This is a genomic window from Nonomuraea sp. KM90 (genome assembly GCF_052246675.1).
Classification (GTDB): Bacteria; Actinomycetota; Actinomycetes; order Streptosporangiales; family Streptosporangiaceae; genus Nonomuraea.
Genome location: NZ_JBQQCB010000003.1, coordinates 278,220 through 298,434, shown reverse-complemented (window position 1 = coordinate 298,434; position 20,215 = coordinate 278,220). Strand labels below are relative to the sequence as shown.

General features: G+C 71.0%; 19 protein-coding genes. 11 read left to right on the top strand and 8 right to left on the bottom strand.

Translation table 11 applies throughout. The annotated features are described in order from the left end of the window. Positions 1–3: 3 nt before the first annotated feature. Together ACTWPW_RS05855 and ACTWPW_RS05850 are read right to left on the bottom strand one after the other, a co-directional pair. A complete protein-coding gene (locus tag ACTWPW_RS05855) occupies positions 4–426 on the bottom strand; it encodes a roadblock/LC7 domain-containing protein (RefSeq protein ID WP_346104683.1) in 423 nt (140 codons plus the stop codon). Then, a complete protein-coding gene (locus ACTWPW_RS05850) occupies positions 423–3,155 on the bottom strand; it encodes a nitrate- and nitrite sensing domain-containing protein (protein WP_375115042.1) in 2,733 nt (910 codons plus the stop codon). The genes ACTWPW_RS05855 and ACTWPW_RS05850 overlap by 4 nt, the downstream gene beginning before the upstream one ends. A gap of 594 nt (positions 3,156–3,749) precedes the next feature. On the opposite strand from ACTWPW_RS05850, the gene ACTWPW_RS05845 reads away from it, so the two are divergent. From ACTWPW_RS05845 to ACTWPW_RS05815, 7 genes are all read left to right on the top strand, one after another. Then, positions 3,750–4,697: an ABC transporter substrate-binding protein gene (locus tag ACTWPW_RS05845; RefSeq protein WP_375115041.1), complete on the top strand. Its 948-nt coding sequence runs from the start codon at positions 3,750–3,752 to the stop codon at positions 4,695–4,697. Next, on the top strand, positions 4,694–5,503 hold the full coding sequence (locus tag ACTWPW_RS05840; protein WP_375115040.1) for an ABC transporter permease: 810 nt from the start codon (positions 4,694–4,696) through the stop codon (positions 5,501–5,503). Before ACTWPW_RS05845 ends, ACTWPW_RS05840 begins: the two co-directional genes overlap by 4 nt. Continuing rightward, positions 5,488–6,276, top strand: coding sequence for an ABC transporter permease (locus tag ACTWPW_RS05835; protein ID WP_375115039.1), 789 nt, complete (start codon positions 5,488–5,490; stop codon positions 6,274–6,276). Before ACTWPW_RS05840 ends, ACTWPW_RS05835 begins: the two co-directional genes overlap by 16 nt. A 12-nt stretch (positions 6,277–6,288) precedes the next feature. Further along, on the top strand, positions 6,289–7,737 hold the full coding sequence (locus tag ACTWPW_RS05830) for a dihydroorotase (protein ID WP_364114720.1): 1,449 nt from the start codon (positions 6,289–6,291) through the stop codon (positions 7,735–7,737). A gap of 109 nt (positions 7,738–7,846) precedes the next feature. Then, on the top strand, positions 7,847–8,833 hold the full coding sequence (locus tag ACTWPW_RS05825) for an ABC transporter substrate-binding protein (protein WP_443168122.1): 987 nt from the start codon (positions 7,847–7,849) through the stop codon (positions 8,831–8,833). Continuing rightward, on the top strand, positions 8,833–9,603 hold the full coding sequence (locus ACTWPW_RS05820; RefSeq protein ID WP_375115037.1) for an ABC transporter permease: 771 nt from the start codon (positions 8,833–8,835) through the stop codon (positions 9,601–9,603). Before ACTWPW_RS05825 ends, ACTWPW_RS05820 begins: the two co-directional genes overlap by 1 nt. Beyond that, positions 9,600–10,376: an ABC transporter permease gene (locus ACTWPW_RS05815; protein WP_375115036.1), complete on the top strand. Its 777-nt coding sequence runs from the start codon at positions 9,600–9,602 to the stop codon at positions 10,374–10,376. Before ACTWPW_RS05820 ends, ACTWPW_RS05815 begins: the two co-directional genes overlap by 4 nt. Positions 10,377–10,380: 4 nt before the next feature. Here the strand turns inward: ACTWPW_RS05815 and ACTWPW_RS05810 are convergent, their stop codons facing one another. Genes ACTWPW_RS05810 through ACTWPW_RS05800 form a run of 3 tightly spaced genes read right to left on the bottom strand, consistent with a single transcriptional unit; the run spans position 10,381 to position 13,476 of the window. Continuing rightward, on the bottom strand, positions 10,381–11,802 hold the full coding sequence (locus tag ACTWPW_RS05810) for an MmgE/PrpD family protein (protein ID WP_443168121.1): 1,422 nt from the start codon (positions 11,800–11,802) through the stop codon (positions 10,381–10,383). Continuing rightward, the gene (locus tag ACTWPW_RS05805; protein WP_375115034.1) at positions 11,795–12,655 is read right to left on the bottom strand and encodes a cyclase family protein; all 861 of its coding nucleotides are present in this window, start codon (positions 12,653–12,655) and stop codon (positions 11,795–11,797) included. The genes ACTWPW_RS05810 and ACTWPW_RS05805 overlap by 8 nt, the downstream gene beginning before the upstream one ends. 14 nt (positions 12,656–12,669) lie before the next feature. After that, positions 12,670–13,476: a class I SAM-dependent methyltransferase gene (locus ACTWPW_RS05800; RefSeq protein ID WP_375115033.1), complete on the bottom strand. Its 807-nt coding sequence runs from the start codon at positions 13,474–13,476 to the stop codon at positions 12,670–12,672. A 233-nt stretch (positions 13,477–13,709) separates the two neighbouring features. Between ACTWPW_RS05800 and ACTWPW_RS05795 the strand changes: the two genes are divergently transcribed. The 4 genes from ACTWPW_RS05795 to ACTWPW_RS05780 all read left to right on the top strand — a co-directional run bounded on the left by ACTWPW_RS05795 (position 13,710) and on the right by ACTWPW_RS05780 (position 17,358). Continuing rightward, positions 13,710–14,714, top strand: coding sequence for a methyltransferase (locus ACTWPW_RS05795; RefSeq protein WP_375115032.1), 1,005 nt, complete (start codon positions 13,710–13,712; stop codon positions 14,712–14,714). Between the two features lie 78 nt (positions 14,715–14,792). Further along, positions 14,793–15,743, top strand: a complete 951-nt coding sequence (locus ACTWPW_RS05790) for an ABC transporter substrate-binding protein (RefSeq protein ID WP_443168120.1) — start codon at positions 14,793–14,795, stop codon at positions 15,741–15,743. Next, complete coding sequence (locus ACTWPW_RS05785) at positions 15,740–16,573, top strand: ABC transporter permease (RefSeq protein WP_443168119.1); 834 nt, start codon at positions 15,740–15,742, stop codon at positions 16,571–16,573. The genes ACTWPW_RS05790 and ACTWPW_RS05785 overlap by 4 nt, the downstream gene beginning before the upstream one ends. Next, positions 16,570–17,358 (top strand): ABC transporter permease, encoded by a 789-nt coding sequence (locus ACTWPW_RS05780; RefSeq protein ID WP_375115029.1) that lies wholly within the window; start codon positions 16,570–16,572, stop codon positions 17,356–17,358. The genes ACTWPW_RS05785 and ACTWPW_RS05780 overlap by 4 nt, the downstream gene beginning before the upstream one ends. On the opposite strand, the gene ACTWPW_RS05775 is transcribed toward ACTWPW_RS05780, so the two are convergent. Genes ACTWPW_RS05775 through ACTWPW_RS05765 form a run of 3 tightly spaced genes read right to left on the bottom strand, consistent with a single transcriptional unit; the run spans position 17,336 to position 20,145 of the window. Next, complete coding sequence (locus ACTWPW_RS05775; RefSeq protein WP_375115028.1) at positions 17,336–18,322, bottom strand: nitrilase-related carbon-nitrogen hydrolase; 987 nt, start codon at positions 18,320–18,322, stop codon at positions 17,336–17,338. The two genes, ACTWPW_RS05780 and ACTWPW_RS05775, sit on opposite strands and share 23 nt — an antisense overlap. Further along, positions 18,323–18,760: a DUF3598 family protein gene (locus ACTWPW_RS05770; RefSeq protein WP_443168118.1), complete on the bottom strand. Its 438-nt coding sequence runs from the start codon at positions 18,758–18,760 to the stop codon at positions 18,323–18,325. A gap of 5 nt (positions 18,761–18,765) precedes the next feature. Continuing rightward, positions 18,766–20,145 carry an aldehyde dehydrogenase family protein gene (locus ACTWPW_RS05765; protein ID WP_443168117.1) on the bottom strand — a complete coding sequence of 460 codons (1,380 nt, stop codon included), beginning with the start codon at positions 20,143–20,145 and terminating at the stop codon, positions 18,766–18,768. Positions 20,146–20,215: the final 70 nt, after the last annotated feature.

Here is a 20,215-nt window from a genome sequence, read left to right as displayed (position 1 = left end):
ACATCACCTGGTCTGGCTGGCGCGCAGCTCCGCGCGCACAGCCGGAGTCAGTACCTGACCGGCGCGATCGACCATCAGCGTCATCTGGTACGCCACCAACCCCATGTCACAGTCGGGGGCCGCCAGCACGGCGAGGCACGAACCGTCGCTGATCGACATGATCAGCATGAGCCCGCGCTGCATCTCCACGATCGTCTGGTTCACCGCGCCGCCCTCGAACACCCGGGCCGCGCCCTGTGTCAGAGAGACCAGCCCGGACGCGATCGCGGCGAGCTGGTCAGCCCGATCCGCCGGAAAACCCGCCGACGCCGCCAGCGGCAGACCGTCGGACGAGACGACCACGGCGTGTGCGACCCCCGGGACCGTGCTGACGAAGTCGGTGATTAACCAATCCACCCCACGTGCCGACTGGCTCAGGTCGTTCATGCGCGTTCATCCCTGCTCTCAACACTTCTCGGACCGGAGGGATACGTTCTTCCCTCGCTGATGTCGTCTCGTGCTGCCCTGAAACCCTGCTGGAAGCTCGAAAGACGGCTGCGTACCCGTTCGGGGGAGACGGCCGGCATGGGCGCGACCCCCTTCGGCGCCGAGACGGTGTCCGCCGAGCCGGGCACCAGGTTGGCCTTGGGAACCCGTTTGGGGAGTCCCGCCGCCGTCGCACCGTCACGTACCGGCTCCACCACCGCCTGGGCCGCGTTCCAGCCCGCGTCGGCCTTGGCCGATCCCCAGGTGGCCTCGCCCTCGGCGCCCTGGTCGAACCACTTGGACTCGACCGAGGCGAAGATCGGCAGGTATTCGTCACCCGAGGAGGCGGGCTTCACGACGGGGATCGGGCCGGTGGCCGCGGACTCGGTCTCCGGCATCTCGTACCGTGACCGCCTGAAGCCCATGTCCGATCCGCCGGTGTCCGCTCCCCAGCCGGTGTCCGGCCGGTCGTCGGCGGCGGGGCGCTGCGGCGGCAGGGCGGCGTTGTTCGTCCAGCCGCCGGACGGCGAGCTCATGGGGTTGCGCGAGGGAACCCAGACGTCGGTGCTGTCGTACTGGGGACCGCCGTTGCCGCGCGTGTCGGCCGACGGCCAGCCCGTGTCCATGCTCGGCTGGGAGGGGAACGACGGGTGCCCGGGGCCCGGGCGGTACTCGCCCCCGCCCCACTGGGGCACGGGAGGCGGCGGCACGGACGGCGGTCCGCCGAATCCGAAGCCCTCGTCCTGGCTCGGCATGCCGCCGGGCATGCCGCCCGGCATTCCCGGGGCCGCCGCTCCCCCCGGGTAGGCGGGGGACTGCGAGCCCAGGAGCGCCTCGGGCATGAGGACCATGGCGGTCAGGCCACCGGAGCCGTGCGGGCGCAGCTGCACCCGGATGCCGTGCCGGTGGGCCAGCCTGGCGACCACGAACAGGCCCATGCGGCGCGACACCGACACGTCCACGCTGGGCGCGTCGATGAGGCGGTCGTTGGCCTGGGCCAGCTCGTCCTGGGTCATGCCGATGCCGGAGTCGGTGATCGACAGCATCACGCCGCCGCCGTCGATCCGGCTGCCGGACACGGTCACCCTGGTCTCGCGGGGCGAGAACGACAGCGCGTTCTCGACCAGCTCGGCGATCAGGTGGATGACGTCGTTGACGGCCTGGCCGGCCACGGAGACCCCGTCGGGGACCTGGAGGACGACGCGCTCGTAGTTCTCGACCTCGGAGAGCGAGGCTCGGGCGACGTCGACCAGCTTGACGGGCTTGCTCCAGCGGCGCGGCGGTTCCTGGCCGGCGAGGACCAGCAGGTTCTCGCTGTTGCGGCGCATGCGGGTGGCCAGGTGGTCCAGCTTGAACAGGTTGCCGAGCCGCTGCTCGTCCTGCTCGCCCTGCTCCAGGCCGTCGATCAGGGTGATCTGCCGCTCCACCAGCGTCTGGCTGCGCCGCGACAGGTTCACGAACATCGCGTTGACGTTGCTGCGCAGGCGGGACTCCTCGCCCGCCAGCCGGACCGCCTCGCGGTGCACCTCGTCGAACGCCCGCGCGACTTCACCGATCTCGTCGTTGGAGGCGACTCCGATCGGCTCGACGTCGACGTTGTCCGAGACCGTCTCCGCCTCGCGGAGCTGGCGGACGGTGTCGGGCAGGCGACGCCCGGCGATGAACAGGGCCTCCCTGCGCAGCCTGCGCAGGGGGCCGCTCAGCGAGCGGGCCATGATCACGGTGACCAGCAGCACGAGGATGAGCAGGAGCACGATCGCGCCGGCCACGATGATGGCGCCCTGCTGCTCCGCGCCCTCCAGGGTGCGGCTGCGCAGCACGATGCTCTCGGCGACCTGCTGCTCGACCTTGCGCATGCCGGTGATGGTCTCGGTGATGGCGTCGTACCACGCCTCGCCGTCACGGGTGAGCCCGACCTGGCGGTCGATCAGGGGGAGGCCGGCCTCCTGGAGGACCAGGGCCCGGGCCGCGAGGATCTCGGCGCGGTCGACGGCCTTGCCGCTGACGGTGTCGTCGTAGAGCTGGCGCAGCACCAGGGGGACCTGCGACCTGTAGGTGCTCAGCTCGCTGTTCTTCTGGGCGCGGGCGGCGATGAAAGCGTCGAGCTCGTCCTTGCCGAAGCTCCGGGTGGCCAGGGCCGACACGAGGAGGGCTCGCTGGGTGGAGACGTACTGCTTGGCCCGGGACAGGGCGCCGAAGCCGGCGACGCTCGCCGACAGCTCCTTGTCGACCGCGCCTCGGTCGATCTTGTCGTTGAGCGAGAGCAGGTCCGAGATGGACCGGTCGTAGAGCTCGATGACGGAGTTCACGTCGAGCTGGGAGTCGATGGCGGTCTTGCGCGAGGTGGCGAGCTCGTCGAGGCGGTTCTTGATGCGCAGCGCCTCGGACGCGTGCGGGCTGGTGCCGCTCGCCAGGTCCTCGACGCCGCTCCTGACCTCGACGACGAGCTTGTCGACGCGCTCGTACTGGGAGGCGACGTCCGCCGGGCTGCCGCTTCTGCGGCCCTGTGCGACGTAACTGGCGCTCAGGTCGCGCTCGGCCTCCACCTCGTGGGCGAGGGCGGTCAGCCGGCTCGCCAGTACGGCGACCTCGTTGACCTGCGCGTATTCGTTGGCGGTGGCGATCGATGTGGTGACCCGCAGGCCACCGAGCGTGAGCGCCGCGATGGTCGGGATGACGACCAGGACCACGAGCTTGGAGCGTACCCGCCAGTTACGCAGGGAGAAGCGAGCCCCCGCCCTCCGGCTGCCGGCCTCCGACTTCTTACCCGGAACCGGCGCCTGTGGCTTACGGGATGCGTTTCGGGGGGCTTGGTCTGCTAAGCCCTGATCCCCGCCCACAGAGGGGACAACACTCTTCACTTGCCTCCGCAACCTCTCCTCGGATGGTCTGGTGCACGAAGATCACGTCTTGCCTGTGTTTGCAGTGTGACGCCGACGCACCCTTGGGGCGAGAGCTAATTGGAGCACATCAACAGGAGATCGGCCAATACCGCAAAGATCGCAGTCACCACATAAACCGACAATCTTCTCAAAACACAACACCCATTGCACGCCCCCCAAGTCAAGAGGTAGGCACCCCAGATAATCGGACAAAACCACATCAATCGTCCTATATATGCATATATCTCGTTAATTTCCTATGTACTGGCTGCGGTGAGTAGTACTGCCTGCGCTAGGGTGCCTCCGTCGTTGAACACTCCCGTTCGCACTTCACCCCCCTCGGTTCAAAGGAGACCCGCAATGCGGTTCGGTGCATTAGGGCGCACTGCTCTGGTTGGGCTTGTGGCCACCCTCGTCGTCACGGGGTGTTCCGGTTCAGGCGGGGAGTCGACCGGCTCCAGCGCCTCCGCCGGCATGAAGACCGACCTGCTGATCGGCCAGTACCCCGGCGCGGACTCCGCCCCGCTGTTCATCGCCATGGAGCGCGGCTTCTTCAAGGAAGAAGGCCTCAACGTCAAGCAGGAGCCGATCCAGGCTCCCCAGATGGTGCTGCCCAAGCTCTCCAACGGCACCATGGACGTCGTACTCGGCAGCTACGCCACCATCCTGACGATCCAGGAGGCGGGCACCGAGAAGTTCAAGTACATCGCCGACTCCTATCAGGGTGCGGCGGGTGCGTTCGGCGTGATGGTGAAGAAGGGCTCCTCCATCAAGGACGTCGCCGGCCTCAAGGGCAAGAAGATCGGCGTCAACGCCCTCAAGGGTCTGGGCACCCTCACGATGAACCCGCACATGAAGATCGCTGGTCTCAACCCCGACACGGACATCGAGTACGTCGAGGTTCCGACCACCAACTGGCTCTCCGCGCTCGACAAGGGCGACGTGGACGCCGTCTGGATGACGGACCCGTACGTCAGCCAGGCCAAGAAGGACCTCGGCGCCACCATGCTGCTGGACACGATGTCCGGCCCGACCGACGGCCTGCCCATCACCGGCTGGGCCGCCACGGAGAAGTGGGTGGCGGAGAACCCCAAGACGCTCGCCGCGTTCCAGCGGGCCATGGCCAAGGCGCAGAACATCGCGGCCACGGACCGTAGCGCCGTGACGAAGGTCCTGCCGACGTTCACCAAGATTCCGGCCGAGACCGCCGCCACGATCAACCTGGGTGCCTACCCGACCTCCCTGAGCGCCCAGCGCATCCAGCGGGTCGCGGACCTCATGGTCGACGCCGGCATGCTCAAGCAGAAGATGGACGTCACCTCGATGATTTACTCCGCCTCTCAGGGATGATGAGCACAGTCACCGCGGCGCGGCGCGAGCGGGTCCCGCTCGCCCGCGCCAAGCTGATCAAGCTGGCCCGTCACGCCACCGGCGTGGCGGGTTTTCTGCTCGCCTGGCAGATTCTGGGCATGTCGGGCCTGCTCAAATGGCTGCCACCGGCGGCCGACACGCTGGCGCGCACCGCCGCGCTCGCCGTCGACCCCGTCTTCCTCGACGACCTGCGAGGCACGCTCACCGCGGCGGCCATCGGGCTGCCGCTCGCCGTGCTGGTGGCCGTGCCGATCGGCCTGCTGCTGGGAACGGTCCCGGTGGTGGAGGAGATGACCAGGGTGTTCGTGGAGTTCCTGCGGCCCATCCCCTCCGTCGCGCTGATCCCGCTGGCGCTGTTCTTCTTCCAGCCCGAGATCAACGCCAAGATCGCCCTCATCGTCTTCGCCGCCTCCTGGCCGATTCTGATCAACACCCTGTACGGCGTGCGTGACGTGGACCCGCTGGGCAAGGAGACCCTGCGCTCGTTCGGATTCGGACGCGGCTCGGTGATCTGGCGGGTGTCCCTGCCGAGCGCGGCCCCCTTCATCGCGACAGGGGTACGGCTGGCCGCCTCCATCACGCTCATCCTGGCGATCAGCGTGGAGTACATCGTGGGCGGTTCGAGCGGCATCGGCAGCTTCCTCATCGAGGCGAGCACCGGCATCGGCGCCGACGCGATGATCGACGTCATCGCGGCCCTGCTGTGGGCGGGCGCGATCGGGCTCGTCGTCAACACCGCTCTCGTGCGGGCCGAACGACGACTGTTCAAGTGGCGGGCGACGTGATACTCACCATCGTCAAGCGGTTGTGGCTGGTCCCCGTCATCCTGGGCGGCTGGGAGCTGCTCGCGCGGTCCCTGGAGAACCCGTACCTGCCGACGCCGACCCTGATCGTGTCCCGCATGTACGAGATGTGGTTCTCCGGGCCGTACATCCTCACCGAAGAGGCCATCGAGAACTTCGTCCCAAGCCTGGTCAGGGTGGTCTCGGCCTGGAGCGTGGCGGTGATCGTGGGCGTGGCCCTCGGCGTCGCGATCGGCAGGTCCGCCACGCTGGCCGACTACATCTCACCGCTGATCGAGTTCGGCCGGGCGGTGCCGCCGCCGGCCATGCTCCCGGTCTTCCTCGTGCTCTTCACGATGGGCACGCAGGTGCAGCTCGCGACCATCGTCTTCGGCATCATCTGGCCGATCCTGCTCAACTCCATCGACGGCGCGCGCAACCTCGACCATCTGAAGATCGAGACCGCCGCCGTGTTCGGCGTGCCCGCGCATCTCCGGCTCGTCCGGATCATCCTGCCCGCCGCGTCGCCGAAGATCTTCGCCGGCCTGCGGCTGAGCGTCTCGCTGGCGCTGATCCTGATGATCATCTCGGAGCTCAAGGGCAGCACCGAGGGGATCGGCTACCTCCTCAACCTGGCCAGCAACAACGCCGACATGCCGGCCATCTGGGCCGGCGTCCTGCTGCTCGGCGTGCTCGGCTTCACACTCAACACCTTGTTCCTCATGGTGGAGCGGCGCGTGCTCGCCTGGCACCGCGACGCTCACCGCATCGCTTAGGAGACTCCCCCTGTGACCGAGCTGTTGCTGAAGAACGTGAAGGTCGTGACCCACGATCGGGACGAGCCGGTCGACGCGGACATCGCCATCGCGGACGGCCGCATCGTCCGGGTCGAGCCCGGGTTGCCCGCGGCCGGCGAGGTGATCGACGGGGGCGGCAAGCTGGCCTTCCCCGGTGTCGTGGACGCCCACCAGCACTGGGGCATCTACAACCCGCTGCCGGAGGACACCGAGTCCGAGAGCCGGGCGAGTGCTCAGGGCGGCGTCACGACGGCGCTCACGTACATGCGGACCGGGCAGTACTACCTCAACAGGGGCGGCCCCTACGCCGAGTTCTTCCCCGAGGTGCTCAAGCAGGCCGAGGGCAGGGCGTTCGTGGACTACGGGTTCCACCTGGCGCCCATGTCGAGCGGGCACATCGGCGAGCTGCCCGACCTGGTCGAGCGGTTCGGGGTGCCGTCGTTCAAGATCTTCATGTTCTACGGCGGGCACGGGCTGCACGGGCGCTCCGACGACCAGCGGGCCTTCCTGATGCTGCCCGAGGGCGAGCGCTACGACTACGCGCACTTCGAGTTCGTGATGCGCGGCGTGCAGGCGGCCAGGGAGCGGCTGCCCGAGCTGGCGGACGAGATCTCGCTGTCGCTGCACTGCGAGACGGCCGAGATCATGACGGCCTACACCAAGCTCGTGGAGGAGGCCGGCGACCTGAGCGGGCTGGCCGCCTACAGCGCCTCCCGGCCCCCGCACTCCGAGGGACTGGCCGTCTTCATCGCCTCCTACCTCGCCCACGAGACCGGGCTGGCCAACGTCAACCTGCTCCACCTGTCCTCCCGCAAGGCCATGGACGCGGCCGTACGCATGGCGGCCACGTTCCCGCACATCGATTTCCGGCGCGAGGTAACGATCGGGCATCTGCTCGCCGACATCGACACGGCCAGCGGCATCGGCGGCAAGGTGAACCCGCCGATCAGGCCGCGCGAGGACGTCGAGGCGCTGTGGGAGTACGTCCTCGACGGCACCGTGAGCTGGGTCGTCAGCGACCACGCCTGCTGCCGCGAGGAGCTCAAGTTCGGCGAGCCGCGCGACGACGTCTTCGTGGCCAAGGCCGGCTTCGGCGGCGCCGAGTACCTGCTGCCCGGCCTGATCACCGAGGGGCGGCGCAGGGGCCTGCCGTACGGCCGGATCGCCGCGCTGACCTCCTGGAACCCGGCCAAGCGGTTCGGCCTGCGGACCAAGGGCACGATCGCCCCCGGTTTCGACGCCGACATCTGCCTGGTCGACCCCGCGCACACCTGGACGGTGCGGGCGCAGGACTCGGAGTCGACGCAGGAGTACACGCCGTTCGAAGGGTTCGAACTGACCGCCAGGGTGTCGGACACGTTCGTCCGCGGCAACCGGGTGCTGGAGTCCGGCAAGGTCGTGGGTTCCCCCATCGGGCGGTACGTGTCCCGACCTGCCTGAACGCCCCAGAACGTACGCCGGTGCCGAAGTGATCATTACTCGGGTACGCTCCCGCCCAGTGACGTAGGTCGCTCTCCAAGAGCCATCCACCCCCTGGTAGGAGATCTTGATGACCCGCAACGCACGATCCCGGGCAGTCGTCCTGGGAGTTTCCATCGCTCTCGTGCTCGCCGGCTGCGGCGGGGGCGGTGACGCGCCTCCCAGCCCCGCCGCCGACAGCACGGGCTTAGAGAAGACCACGATCAAGGTCGGCGCCCTGCCGATCCCGGACCCCGTCGCCCTCTACATCGCCAACGCCAAGGGCTTCTTCAAGGAAGAGGGCCTGACCGTGGAGCCGGTCACGATCACCGGTGGCGCGGCGGCGCTGCCGCAGATCGAGAGCGGCGCGCTGGACATCTCGCAGACCAACTACGTCTCGACGTTCCTGGCCGTGGGCCAGGGCAAGAAGATCAAGCTGGTCGCGGACATGTACCAGGCGGCGCCCAACACCTTCAACATCATGGTTCCGAAGGACTCCCCCATCAAGACGGTGGCGGACCTCAAGGGCAAGACCGTCCTGGTCAACAACCTCAGGAACATCGCCACGCTGGCGGTGACCTCTCAGCTCAAGGCCGCCGGACTCACCGAGATCGACGTCAAGTTCGCAGAGAAGCCCTTCCCCGAGATGGGCAACGCGATCAACTCCGGCCAGGCGGACGCGGGCTGGATCACCGAGCCGTTCATCACGGCCAACACGAACGCGCTCGGCTTCCGGTCGATCGCCGACACGATGACGGGCGCGACGGCGGACCTGCCGATCGCGGGCTGGATGGCCACCGAGGACTGGGCCAAGGAGAACCCCAAGACGCTGGCGGCCTTCCAGCGGGCGATCTCCAAGGCGCAGCAGCTCGCGTCCTCGGACCGCAAGGAGATCGAGGCGATGTTGCCGACGTACACGAAGATCGACGCCAAGACCGCGGCGGCGATCACCCTGGGCGCCTACCCGACCGCGCTCGACGCGGCCCGCCTGCAGAAGGTGGCCGACCTGATGCTCGAGTACAAGTACCTCACCAGCCCCATCGACGTGAAGTCGGTCATCGCGACGACGACGGGCTGATGACCGGTACACGACTGCTCCGCGGCGCGGCCGGCGTCGCGGGGTTCCTCATCGCCGGGGAGCTGCTCATCCGCTACGGCCTGGGCGAGGGCCTGGTCTTCCCGGCGCCGTCCGCCGTCCTGGCCGGCGCCTGGGAGATCCTCGCGGACGGCGTGTTCCTGGAGGGCGTCGTCGCGACGCTCGCGAACTGGGCGCTCGGCCTGCTGATCGCGATCGCGGTGGCCGTGCCCGTGGGTGTGCTGCTCGGCGCGCTGCCTCCGGTGGAGCGCGCCATCCGGCCGATCCTGGAGTTCATGCGGCCGATCCCGTCGGTGGCGATCATCCCGCTGGCGATCCTGCTGATCCCGGTGGACGAGCTGATGAAGGTCTCGGTCATCGTGTACGCCTCCGTCTGGCCGATCCTGATCAACACCCTGTACGGCATGCACGACGTGGACCCGATGGCCAAGGACACCCTGCGTTCCTTCGGCTTCGGCCCTTTGGCCGTGCTGGCCAGGGTGAGCCTGCCCAGCGCGGCCCCGTTCGTCGCCACGGGCGTCCGGATCGCCGCCGGGATCGCGCTCGTCCTGGCCGTCAGCGCCGAGCTGATCGCCGGCGGCGCGGCCGGCATCGGCGTCTACGTGAACGTGGCGGGCAGCGGCAACCGGATGGACCTCATGATGGCGGCCACGTTCTGGGCCGGCCTGCTGGGAGTGGTCGCGAACCTGGCCCTGCTGGCCGGCGAGCGCCGCCTCTTCCACTGGCACCAGGTGCGGACGGAGGGGTCATGAAGGCCCTGGCGAGGCTGTGGGCGATCCCGGTCGTGCTGGTCGTCTGGGAGTTCGTCGCCCGCGCGGTGGAGGACACCGACTTCCCGCCGCCGACGACGATCGTCGCCCGCATGTACGAGCTGTGGTTCTCCGGCCCGGCCGGGCGGCTGTTCCTCACCGACGGCGCGATCGACAACCTCCTGCCCAGCCTCGGCCGCATGTTCAGCGGCTGGGTCCTGGCCGCGGTGATCGGGGTCCTGCTGGGGATGCTGCTCGGGCGCTCCAGGACCGCGACCGACTACGTGAACCCGCTGATCGAGTTCGGCCGGTCGATCCCGCCGCCGCTGCTGCTGCCGGTGTTCCTCGTGCTGTTCCAGGCGGGCCTGGCCACGCAGCTGGCCACGATCGTGTTCGGCGTGATCTGGCCGGTGCTGCTCAACTCGATCGACGGCGCCAGGTCGCTGGATCGCACCTACCTCGAGACCGCCGCGGTCTTCAACCTGACCGTCCAGCAGCGGCTGTGGGTCGTCCTCCTGCCCGCCGCCTCGCCGAAGATCTTCGCCGGGCTGCGGCTGAGCCTGTCGCTGGCGCTGATCCTCATGGTGATCACCGAGCTCATCGGCGGCACCGACGGCATCGGCTACCAGCTCCTGCAGGCCCAGCGCAGCTTCGACGGCGCCGGGGTGTGGGCCGCGATCGCCCTGCTCGGCGTGCTCGGCTACGTGGTGAACTCCCTGTTCGTGCTGGCCGAGCGCCGGGTCCTGGTCTGGCACCGGCAGGCCGGCCGCGGCTGAGGGGTCACGCTCCCGGCTCGAACTCCGCCACCAGGCGAAGCAGCTCGCCGACGTCGTCCGCCTCCTCCAGCCGGCCCGCGAGGCCGGCCACGGCCTCGGAGGTGGCGGCGGAGAGCCGGCCGGCCGCGTTGTCGCGGAACTTCAGCGCCAGCTCCGCCGCGGACAGCGGGCGGGCCGGGCCGCCGCGGTTGGCGAGCACCTCCTGCCGCCACTCGCGGCCGTCGAGGTCGCGGGCGGTCAGCACGGCGGGGAACTGGTGCGGGAAGATCTCCGTCGCGCGGTCGTCCGGCACCACGTCCACCTTGGCCATGAGCTCGCGCCGCAGCGGGTCGCGGGCCAGCTCGTCGGTGAAGTCGGCCAGCCCCGCGCCGAGGCCGCCGCCGCCGAGCAGCCCGGCCACCACCGCGTACGGCCCGCTGAACTGGGCCTGGTACCCGGTCTCCGGGGCCCGCTTGGCCTCGATCGGCTGCCCGATCGTCCGGATGACGGGAGCGGGGACGCCCAGCGTCAGACGCTCCACGCGGGCGGGGTCGAGCCCCTGCTCGCGCAGCCCGATCGCGGCGTCGATCGCGGCGTGGGTGAAGTGGTTGGCCGGATAGGGCTTGAAGAAGATGCCGGGCACGGCCCACTCCGAGCCGAGGCCCCTGGTGATCTCCTCGGGGGCGTAACGGCCGTGCAGGAACGCCTCGAAGAAGCCGAACCGCCCCTCCAGGACGGTCGGCGGGCCGGTGAACCCGCGCCGGACCAGGTCCGCCGCCGTCACCGCCGCGTGCGCCGCCCACCCGCAGTGCAGCCGCTTGACCGTGCCGCCCGTCCGGTTGCCCTCGATGATGCCCGAGGCCGTGGAGGCGGCCACGCCCAGGACGTCGAGCACGCCTTCGCGGGACTGGCCGAGCAGCAGGGCCGCCGCGACGGCGCCGCCCATGGTGCCGCAGATCGAGGTGGCGTGCTGGCCGTGCTCGAAGAAGACGGAGTTGCCGGCCTCGGGGTCGTATCCCGCCATGCCCAGGCGTACGCATACCTCCAGGCCGACGGCGATCGCGCGGATCGTGTCCCGGCCCGAGGCGCCGGCCAGCTCGGCGGCGGCGAGCGCGGCCGGGACGACCGGCGCGCTGGGATGGAGCACCGAGGGCAGGTGGGTGTCGTCGTAGTCGAGGGAGTGGGCCAGCACCCCGTTGGCCAGCGCGGCCAGCGCCGCGGGCACCGGCGCGCCGCCGCCCACGATGTGCGCCTGCGGGCGGCCGCCCTGGTCGTGGACGTAGTCGAGGATGCTCCTGCTGGTCGGCAGGCGATGCGCGGCCACGCAGAGGCCGATCACGTCGAGCACGCGCTTGCGCACGCTGTCGACGACCGCCTCCGGGAGGGTGGCGTAGGAGGTGTCGACCGCGAAGTCGGCCAGCCGGCGGCCGAGCGTCGGCTCAGCCACGGGCCACCTCGCGCTTCTGAGCGGCGGACACCAGCGCCAGCGGGCGCACCGGCGAGCCGGTGGCGCCGACGAACGCCAGCGGTGACAGGACGAAGGTGAACTCGTGGACGCCGTCGCGGGCCAGGGCGTCCAGGTCCATCGCCTCGACGATGAAGATGCCGGACTCCACCAGCAGCACCCGGTGCCCGGGCAGCACGCTGTGCCCCTGCCCCGGGGCCAGGCGCTCGAAGGCGATGGTGTCGGCGCCCACGGCGTGCGCGCCCCGCCCGGCCAGCCAGCGGGCGCCGGCCTCGCCCACCCCGGGCACGCCCGACTCCGCGCCGATGTAGACCTCCCGGTCCGGGTCGGCGAAGTGGCGGCCCCACCCGCTGCGGACCAGGATGACGTCGCCGGGGCCGGGCTCGACGCCCTGCCGCTCGACGGTCGCGTCCAGGTCGGCCGGGGTGATCTCGTAGCCGGGCGCGCAGCACTCCAGCCCCAGCGTGCCGGGCACGTCCAGCAGGACGCCGCGGCGGACCATGGGCGCGACCGTGTGCACGCCGTGATCGGGATAGCGGCCGCCCACGCAGGCCGCGGCCGCGTCGGCGCCGCCGTGCAACCTGCCGTCCTGCGACACGTGCGCGAGGGCGTCGATGTGGGTGCCGACATGGGTGCCCATGAAGATCAGGTCGTTGGCGGCCGAGCCCCCGTCGGGACGGACCTTGTCGCCGTGCCGGCGCGGAAGGGTGTGGGTGTAGGCGGGGTGGTTCGGCGACTGGGGCATGCCGGCGAAGAGCGGCCTGCCCAGGTCGTAGATCGTCACACCGCCGCGTACCGCGTCGAGCAGCGGGTCGGTGTTCGGGGTCGTGCTCATGCTCTCCGTCTCTCTTACCGGCGTCCTGTGGCATAGCGCACCGTGCGCTCCAGGACGAAGCCATCCTGCGGCAACGCCGCGTCCAAGGCGGCCCTGGCCTCACCGCGCAGGGATTCGGGGATGGTCTCCAGCGGGGCCCTGCGGGCGGCCGACCAGAGCCAGTCCCACACCTGCCCGGCGGCGACGGGCACCTCGAACACCACATCCGCGCAGGTGACGTCGCTCAGGCCGCCCTCTTCGAACAACTTTCTCAGCTCCTCCGGCCCGCCCAGCGTGTGCTGGAACGGCGCGCTGCCCGCACCCGTGGTGTACGGCTCCAGCGCCCGCGCCACCAGCCCGAGCAACTCCGCCTCGGCCGGGCTCGACCTGACCAGCAGGCTGGCCGCCAGCCGCCCGCCGGGGCGCAACAAGCCGGCCATGGACCGGACGGCGGCGAGCGGGTCCGGCAGGAAGTACAGCATCATCCCCGCCAGCACCATGTCGAACCGCTCCCCGGGCAGCAGCTCCTCGGCCCGCTCCGCGTCGCCCAGCAGGACGGTCGCCTGGCTCAGCCCGTGGCGCTCGATCTCGGCGGTGGCGGCGGCGACCATGCCCGGCGCGAGGTCCAGGCCCACGACCCGGCCGGTGGGGCCGACCGCCCGTGCCGCCGGCACGAGGGAGGCGCCGGTCCCGCAGCCCGCGTCGAGGACGTGGTCGCCGGGCCCGGGTGCGGCGCGCCGTACCAGCTCGGCGGCGACCGGCCCGAAGAACGGCACGCCGACCCGCTCGTAGGTGCCGGACGCACGGTCGAACACACCGGCCATGTACTCCTTGGCGTTCATCAGATTTCCTCCTCAGTCAGCAAGCAGGCAGGGGGTGGACCGATGATCAGATGAGCTCGGAGCCGAGCCTGCCACGAAAGGGGCGTAACCAGCAAAGGCCCCTGGCACCCGCCCTGTTACTCCTTCGGCGGCGGCCCCGTCTGGGCTACGATCATGTGCGCGGCGTTCCCGGGCTCCCGCCGGACACCGCGTTCGTCTGAGGCAGGCAAGCCCCCAGTTTTCTGGAAGGACATATGCCGCATTCCGCAGACCTCCTGTGGGGAGCAGTAGGCGACATCTCGCGCTTCGCGGCCCTGCTGACCATGGCCGAGCTGGGCGTGGCCGACCACCTCGCGAGCGGCCCGCTGGACACCGCCGAGCTGGCCGCGCGCTGCGGGGCGCACGCTCCCTCGCTGCGCCGGGTCCTGCGCGAGCTGGCCGGCATGGGCCTGGTCACGGCCGCCGGGCCGGACGCGTACGGACTCACGGAGAAGGGCGCGGCGCTGCGCTCGGACGTGCCCGGCTCCGTCCGCTCCTCGATCCGCATGCTCGGCGAGGAGGGCTTCTGGTACGCCATGGGCATGCTGCCCGCCACCGTCCGCCAGGGCAGCTCGGCGTTCATCAAGCGCTACGGCAACCTGTACGACCACCTCGCCAGGAGCCCGGGCGCGAGCGCCCTGTTCGACGACTACATGACCGCCCGCGCCGCCGCCTTCACCGAGGGCCTGGTCAGGCGCTACTCCTTCCCCGCCACCGCGACCATGGTGGACGTGGCCGGCGGGAAGGGCCACATCCTGGCCACGGTCCTGCGCGCCAACCCGCGGATGCGCGGCCTGCTGTTCGACCTGGAACACGTGGTGGAGCACGCCAGGCGGACGCTGGCCGACGCGGGCCTGGCCGACCGCTCGGAGGTCGTCGCCGGCGACTTCTTCGCCGGGGTCCCGGCCGGCGGCGACATCTACCTGCTGGCCAGCGTCCTGCACAACTGGGACGATGAGGACGCGGTCAAGATCCTGCGCAACGTCCGCGAGGCCATGAGCCCCGGCGGGCGCGTCCTGTTGCTCGAGGTGGTGCTCCCCGACGACGAGGAGCCGCACCTAGGTAAGGACATCGACATGCGGATGCTGGCGATCTTCAACGGCGGCACCGAACGCAGCCGCGACGAGTACGCCTCCCTGCTCGACCGGGCGGGGCTGGCCCTCAGCGACGTCGTGGAACTCGGCTCCGGCGCCAACCTCATCGAGGCGGGGCGCCGCTGACCTCTCTCACCCCTCCACCGGATCACCGGACTCAGAAAGGCAGTGGCGATGCAACTGACCAGGATCGTAGTCGCGGGTATGGCAGTGGCGCTGGCGCTCAGCGCGTGCGGAGGCGGAGGGGAACAGGGCGGCGCGACCGGTGCCGCGTCCCCCGGCGGGCTGGAGAAGACCCAGCTCCTGGTCGGCGTGGTGCCGGTGCCGTCCTCGGCGTCGCTGTTCATCGCGGAGAAACGCGGCTTCTTCAAGGAAGAGGGCCTGACCGTCAAGACCGAGATCATCCAGGCGCCGACGGCGGTCATGCCGAAGATCGTCAACGGCAGCATGGACGCGTTCATGACGAGCTACGTGGTGCTCATGACGATCAACGACTCCGGCGCGGCCAAGCTGAAGCTCTTCCAGCACACCATGGGAGGCGCGCCCGGCTTCTCCGCGGTGGTCGTGGCCAAGGACTCGCCGATCAGGACCGTCGCCGACCTCAAGGGCAAGACGGTCGCGGTCAACGTGCTCAAGGCTCTCGGGCAGACGGTGACCAACGCCCACCTGCAGGCGGCCGGGGTCAAGCCGGAGGAGGTCAAGTTCGTCCCCGTGGCGTTCGCGGACCAGCTCGGCGCCCTGTCCACGGGCAAGGTGGACGCGGCCTGGCTGGTCGAGCCGTTCCTGAGCGCGGCCATGAAGAGCGGCGCCACCCAGATCGTCGACACCGTCACCGGGGTCACGGAGGGTGTGCCGATCGACGGGTGGGGCGTCACCGAGCAGTGGCTGACCAGATATCCGAAGACGGCCGCCGCCTTCCATCGCGCGCTCGCCAAGGCCCAGCAGGTCGCCGGCGCCGACCGTAAGGCCATCGACGAGGTCGTGCCGACGTACACGCAGATTCCCGCGGACGTGGCGGCGACGATGAAGGTCGGCACGTTCACCATGGAGGCCGACCGGGCCAGCGTGCAGAAGCTGGCCGACCTCATGCACGGCTACGGCTACCTGAAGGCCAAGGCGGACGTGGGGCAGCTCTTCGCCTCGGTCGGCGGATGATCCGTCGGTGGCCCGGGCGCGGCGCGCTCCCCTCCGGCCCTGGGCGGGGGGTGCTCGGCGCCGGACCCGGGCGCGGACTGCTCGGTGTGGCCGGGGTCGCGGGCTTTCTGGGCCTCGTCGAGCTGGCCGGGCGGATCGGGCTGATCCCGGACTTCCTGCCGTACGTGTCGCACGTGCTCGCCACGGCGGCGGCGCTGCCGCTGGACGCGCAGTTCAGGGCCGACGTGCTGGCCACGCTCGGCCCGTGCCTGGTGGGGCTGGCGATCGCGATCGCGGTCGCCGTGCCCGCCGGGCTGCTGTTCGGGACCGTGCCGTTCATGGAGCGCTCGACCCGGCCGCTGGTGGAGTTCCTGCGGCCGATCCCGTCGGTGGCGCTGATCCCGCTGGCGGTGTTCCTGTTCCCCGAGGGGCACGACGCCAAGACCGCGCTCGTCGTCTACACCTGCTCGTGGCCGCTGCTCATCAACACGATGTACGGCTTGGGCGACGTCGATCCGCTCGCCAAGGACACGCTGCGCAGCTTCGGGTTCGGCCCGCTGGCGGTGGTGCTGCGGGTGAGCCTGCCGAGCGCGGCTCCGTTCATCGCCACCGGGGTGCGGATCGCGGTCGCGGTCACCCTGATCGTGGCCGTGAGCGTGGAACTGCTGGCGCCCGGCGGCGGCGGGATCGGGGCGTTCCAGTCGCTGGCGGGCAGCGCCAACCGGCTCGACCGGGTGCTGGCGGCCACGGTGTGGGCCGGGGTGATCGGGCTGGCGGCCAACCTGCTGTTCACGGCCGGTGAGCGGCGGCTGTTCCGCTGGCACCGCACGCGGACGGGGGAGATCGCATGAGCTTCGTGCGCCGGGTGTCGTGGTACTGGCTGCTGCCCCTGGCGGTGCTGCTCTGGGAGGTCGTCACGCGGTCCGCGCAGGCCACGTACTTCCCGCCGCCGTCGCAGATCGTGGTCCGGCTGCGGGAGATGTGGTTCTCCGGGCCGCCGTCGCGGGTGTTCCTCACCGACGAGGCGCTGGCGGACCTGCTGCCGAGCCTGGGCAGGCTGTTCACCGGGTGGGCGATCGCGTGCGCGGCGGGCGTGCTGGTCGGCGTCGTGCTGGGGCGCTCGCGCTGGCTGTCGGGGCTGGTGGAGCCGCTGCTGCACTTCGGCCGCTCGGTCCCGCCGGCCACGCTGCTGCCGGTGTTCCTGGTGCTGTTCAAGGTCGGCACGCCGATGCAGCTGGCCTCGATCGTGTACGGCGTCGTCTGGCCCGTGCTGATCAACAGCATGGACGGCGCCCGCCACGTCGACCGCCAGTACATCGAGACCGGCGCGGTCTACCGGCTGAGCTCCTGGCAGCGGCTCACCAGGATCATCCTGCCCGCCGCCGCCCCGAAGATCTTCGCGGGGCTGCGGCTGAGCGTGTCACTGGCGTTGATCATGATGGTCATCTCCGAGCTGGTGGGAAGCAGCGAGGGGATCGGGCACCGGATGCTGGAGGCGCAGAGCCAGTTCGACATCCCGGCCATGTGGGCGGGCATCGTGCTGCTGGGGCTGCTCGGCATCGCGCTCAACGCGGCGTTCCTGGGCGTCGAGCGGGCGGTGCTCGGCTGGCACGTCAGCGCCCGTACAGACGGGTGATGGCCGCCGCCTGCCTGGCCCGCAACCGGGCCCGGTCGGGCGGCACGCCGGGCACGCCGGGCTCCGGGCGCTCGACGTCGTGCCTGGCGTACTCCTCGGCCCACAGGCCGGTCTTGACCCGGCTGAGCAGGTTGGCCATGCCGGGCCGCAGCCGGGCGCGGCGCAGCGCGGCCAGGTCCAGCTCCGCCGCGGCGACCAGCGACTCCCCCGGCCCGGCCTGCGCCAGCACGCGCCCCTGGTGGTCGATCAGCTCCGAGCCGCCGTTGGTGGAGTCGCCGGGGATCGCGATGCCCCGCAGGCCGCCGGTGTTGGCCGCCACCACGTAGGCCAGGTTCTCCACGGCGCGGGCGCGGCGGGCGATCGCCTTGGGCGTGAGCGCCGGGGAGGACGCCTCCGAGGTCGGGTTGCAGAGCACCTCAGCGCCGCGCAGGGCCAGCGCGCGGGCCAGCTCGGGCATGAGGATCTCCTCCGAGGCGACCACGGCGAGGTTCCCGATCTCGGTACGGGCCACCGGGAGCACGCCGTCGATGCCGTAGATCTCCAGGTAGCGCTCCCACACGTCGTACGGGGTCGGCGAGAACAGCGAGTGCAGCCGGCGGTAGCGCAGCACGGCCTCACCCGCCGGGGAGAGGATCACCGACGCCTGGAAGTACAGGTCGGGGAAGTGCCCGTCGCGCTCGTAGGCGTTCACGCACAGGAACACGTCGTGGTCGGAGGCGACGGCGGCCAGCGCCCGGTATTCGGGGCCGTCGGGGTCGAGGGCCACCTGGTCCCGCCACTCGGCCGTGCCCTGGCCCATCGGGAAGCCGGTCAGCACGTATTCGGGCAGCACCACCAGGCGCAGGTCCGGCCCCAGCCACGCCTTGGAGGCGCCCACCTGGGCGCCGATCCGGTCGACGGCGGCCCTGACCTCGGCCCCGGCCGTCGTCTCCACCTGCAGCGCGAGGGCGGTGAACGCGGTCATTCAGCCGGCCCGCCGCTCGTCGATCAGCGTCCGGCGCACGCACACGCCGTCCTCGATCCACTGCCACACCCGGCTGCGCGACTTCCCGTCCTCGCTCAGGACGATGAGCTCGAACAAGCGCAGGTCCTGCCCCTTGAACCGCCAGGTCAGGTAGATCGTGCTGTCGTCCAGCTCCCGGAACTCGCCCTTGAGCCGCTCGGTGTCGAACCCGCAGCGCCCGCCCCCGAGGTAGGTGCCGGGGAACTCGTGCACCTCCTCGCGCCCGTCGTCCCAGGTGTAGCGGTTGGTCTGGTGGTAGGTGGCGTCGCCGAGGATCGCGCAGGTCATCCGTACCCGGTGCCGGTCGAGCAGCTCGCCGTCGCGCCCGAGGTGGAGGTACTCGCCCTCCCACTCACCCTCGTGCCGGGCCAGCAGCGGCATGTCCGAGCGAAGTCCCATCCGGGCTACTCCTTCGTCGTGTGCCACCACGGGTCGGCGGCGTCGGATCGGTTGACCAGGAAGGCCCGGCGGCGCAGGAAGCGGCCGATGGAGGCCACGCCCATGCGTGAGCCGCCGAGCCCGGACAGGCGGAAGGAGTGCTTCTCGCCCTCGTGCACCAGCGCCGTCAGCGCGGCGTCGTTGACGCTGACCGCGCCGGACCGCAGGCGGGCCGCGACGGCCATGGCCTGCTCCTCCGTGGCGGCGAAGACCGCGGCCGACAGCCCGTACACCGAGTCGTTGGCCAGGGCGACCGCCTCGTCCGGCCCGTCCACCGCCATGACCGGCAGCACCGGGCCGAACGTCTCCTCCGTCATGATCAGCATCGTGTGGTCGACCCCGGACAGCACGGTCGGCCGGCACCAGTGGCCGCCCCCGTGCCGCTCGATCTGCCCGCCGGTGTGCACGGTCGCCCCCCTGGCCACGGCGTCGGCGAGGTGGGCGGCGATGACGTCCTCCTGCCCGGGCCCGATGATGGGGCCGATCGGGCCGCCCTCGCAGGTCAGGCCGACCTGGGCGGCCTTGGCCACGAGCCGGTCGAGGAACTCGTCGTGCGCCTCCCGGGCCACGTAGACGCGCTCGATGGACTGGCAGGACTGCCCGGCGTTGGCGGTGCCGCCCCACAGGACGGCCGACGCCGCCCGGTCGAGGCCGGCCCCGGCCAGCACGATCGCCGGATCCTTGCCGCCCAGCTCCAGGTACGCCGGCACGAACGCGCGGGCCGCGGCCGACGCCACCAGCCGGCCCGTTTCGACGCTGCCGGTGAACACCACCGCGTCCACCAGGTCCACGAGCGCGGCGCCGGTCTCGCCGTCCCCCTCGACGACCGCGAGCGGCAGCTCGTCGGGGACCAGCCGCATCAGCGGCTCGATGAACCGGGGCGTCACCTCGCTCGGCTTGACCAGCACCGCGCAGCCCGCGGCCAGCGCCGGGACGGCGTCGATGAGGCCGAGCAGGAGCGGCAGGTTCCACGGGCTGATCACCCCGACCAGCTCGTACGGCACCGCGTCGCCGGCCACGAAGACGCCGGGCAGGGAGGCGGGGCGCTCGGCGGGCGGGGCGAGGAGGGCGGGCGCCTGGCGTACCCATCGATCGATGAGGGCGGCCACGAGCCGGCGCTCCAGCAGCGACTCCCCCACCCTGCCGGTGTCGGTCACCAGGGCGGCGAGCAGGTCGTCGTCATCGGCCAGCGCGGCGCCGAACCGGGACAGGACCGCGCCGCGATCGGCGCTCAGCCAGGCGGGGGACCTTTCGCGCAGCCCGGCCGCGGCGGCGGCCAGCCGGTCGGGCGGGATAGGGGCGAGCGGCCTGTCGGCCTGCCCGGTGATCGGGTTCCGGACGTTCATGCGGTGCGGCCACGGGACATGGTGCTCCTGCGATGTTCGGCGGGAGCCATTGTGATCATGTGAATGCCCG

Excerpts from the sequence above, each read along its gene's own strand:
- ACTWPW_RS05855 (WP_346104683.1), bottom strand. The coding sequence starts at position 426 with ATGAACGACCTGAGCCAGTCGGCACGTGGGGTGGATTGGTTAATCACC.
- ACTWPW_RS05840 (WP_375115040.1), top strand. The coding sequence starts at position 4,694 with ATGATGAGCACAGTCACCGCGGCGCGGCGCGAGCGGGTCCCGCTCGCC.
- ACTWPW_RS05825 (WP_443168122.1), top strand. The coding sequence starts at position 7,847 with ATGACCCGCAACGCACGATCCCGGGCAGTCGTCCTGGGAGTTTCCATC.
- ACTWPW_RS05820 (WP_375115037.1), top strand. The coding sequence starts at position 8,833 with ATGACCGGTACACGACTGCTCCGCGGCGCGGCCGGCGTCGCGGGGTTC.
- ACTWPW_RS05815 (WP_375115036.1), top strand. The coding sequence starts at position 9,600 with ATGAAGGCCCTGGCGAGGCTGTGGGCGATCCCGGTCGTGCTGGTCGTC.
- ACTWPW_RS05805 (WP_375115034.1), bottom strand. The coding sequence starts at position 12,655 with ATGAGCACGACCCCGAACACCGACCCGCTGCTCGACGCGGTACGCGGC.
- ACTWPW_RS05800 (WP_375115033.1), bottom strand. The coding sequence starts at position 13,476 with ATGAACGCCAAGGAGTACATGGCCGGTGTGTTCGACCGTGCGTCCGGC.
- ACTWPW_RS05795 (WP_375115032.1), top strand. The coding sequence starts at position 13,710 with ATGCCGCATTCCGCAGACCTCCTGTGGGGAGCAGTAGGCGACATCTCG.
- ACTWPW_RS05790 (WP_443168120.1), top strand. The coding sequence starts at position 14,793 with ATGGCAGTGGCGCTGGCGCTCAGCGCGTGCGGAGGCGGAGGGGAACAG.
- ACTWPW_RS05785 (WP_443168119.1), top strand. The coding sequence starts at position 15,740 with ATGATCCGTCGGTGGCCCGGGCGCGGCGCGCTCCCCTCCGGCCCTGGG.
- ACTWPW_RS05780 (WP_375115029.1), top strand. The coding sequence starts at position 16,570 with ATGAGCTTCGTGCGCCGGGTGTCGTGGTACTGGCTGCTGCCCCTGGCG.
- ACTWPW_RS05775 (WP_375115028.1), bottom strand. The coding sequence starts at position 18,322 with ATGACCGCGTTCACCGCCCTCGCGCTGCAGGTGGAGACGACGGCCGGG.
- ACTWPW_RS05770 (WP_443168118.1), bottom strand. The coding sequence starts at position 18,760 with ATGGGACTTCGCTCGGACATGCCGCTGCTGGCCCGGCACGAGGGTGAG.
- ACTWPW_RS05765 (WP_443168117.1), bottom strand. The coding sequence starts at position 20,145 with ATGAACGTCCGGAACCCGATCACCGGGCAGGCCGACAGGCCGCTCGCC.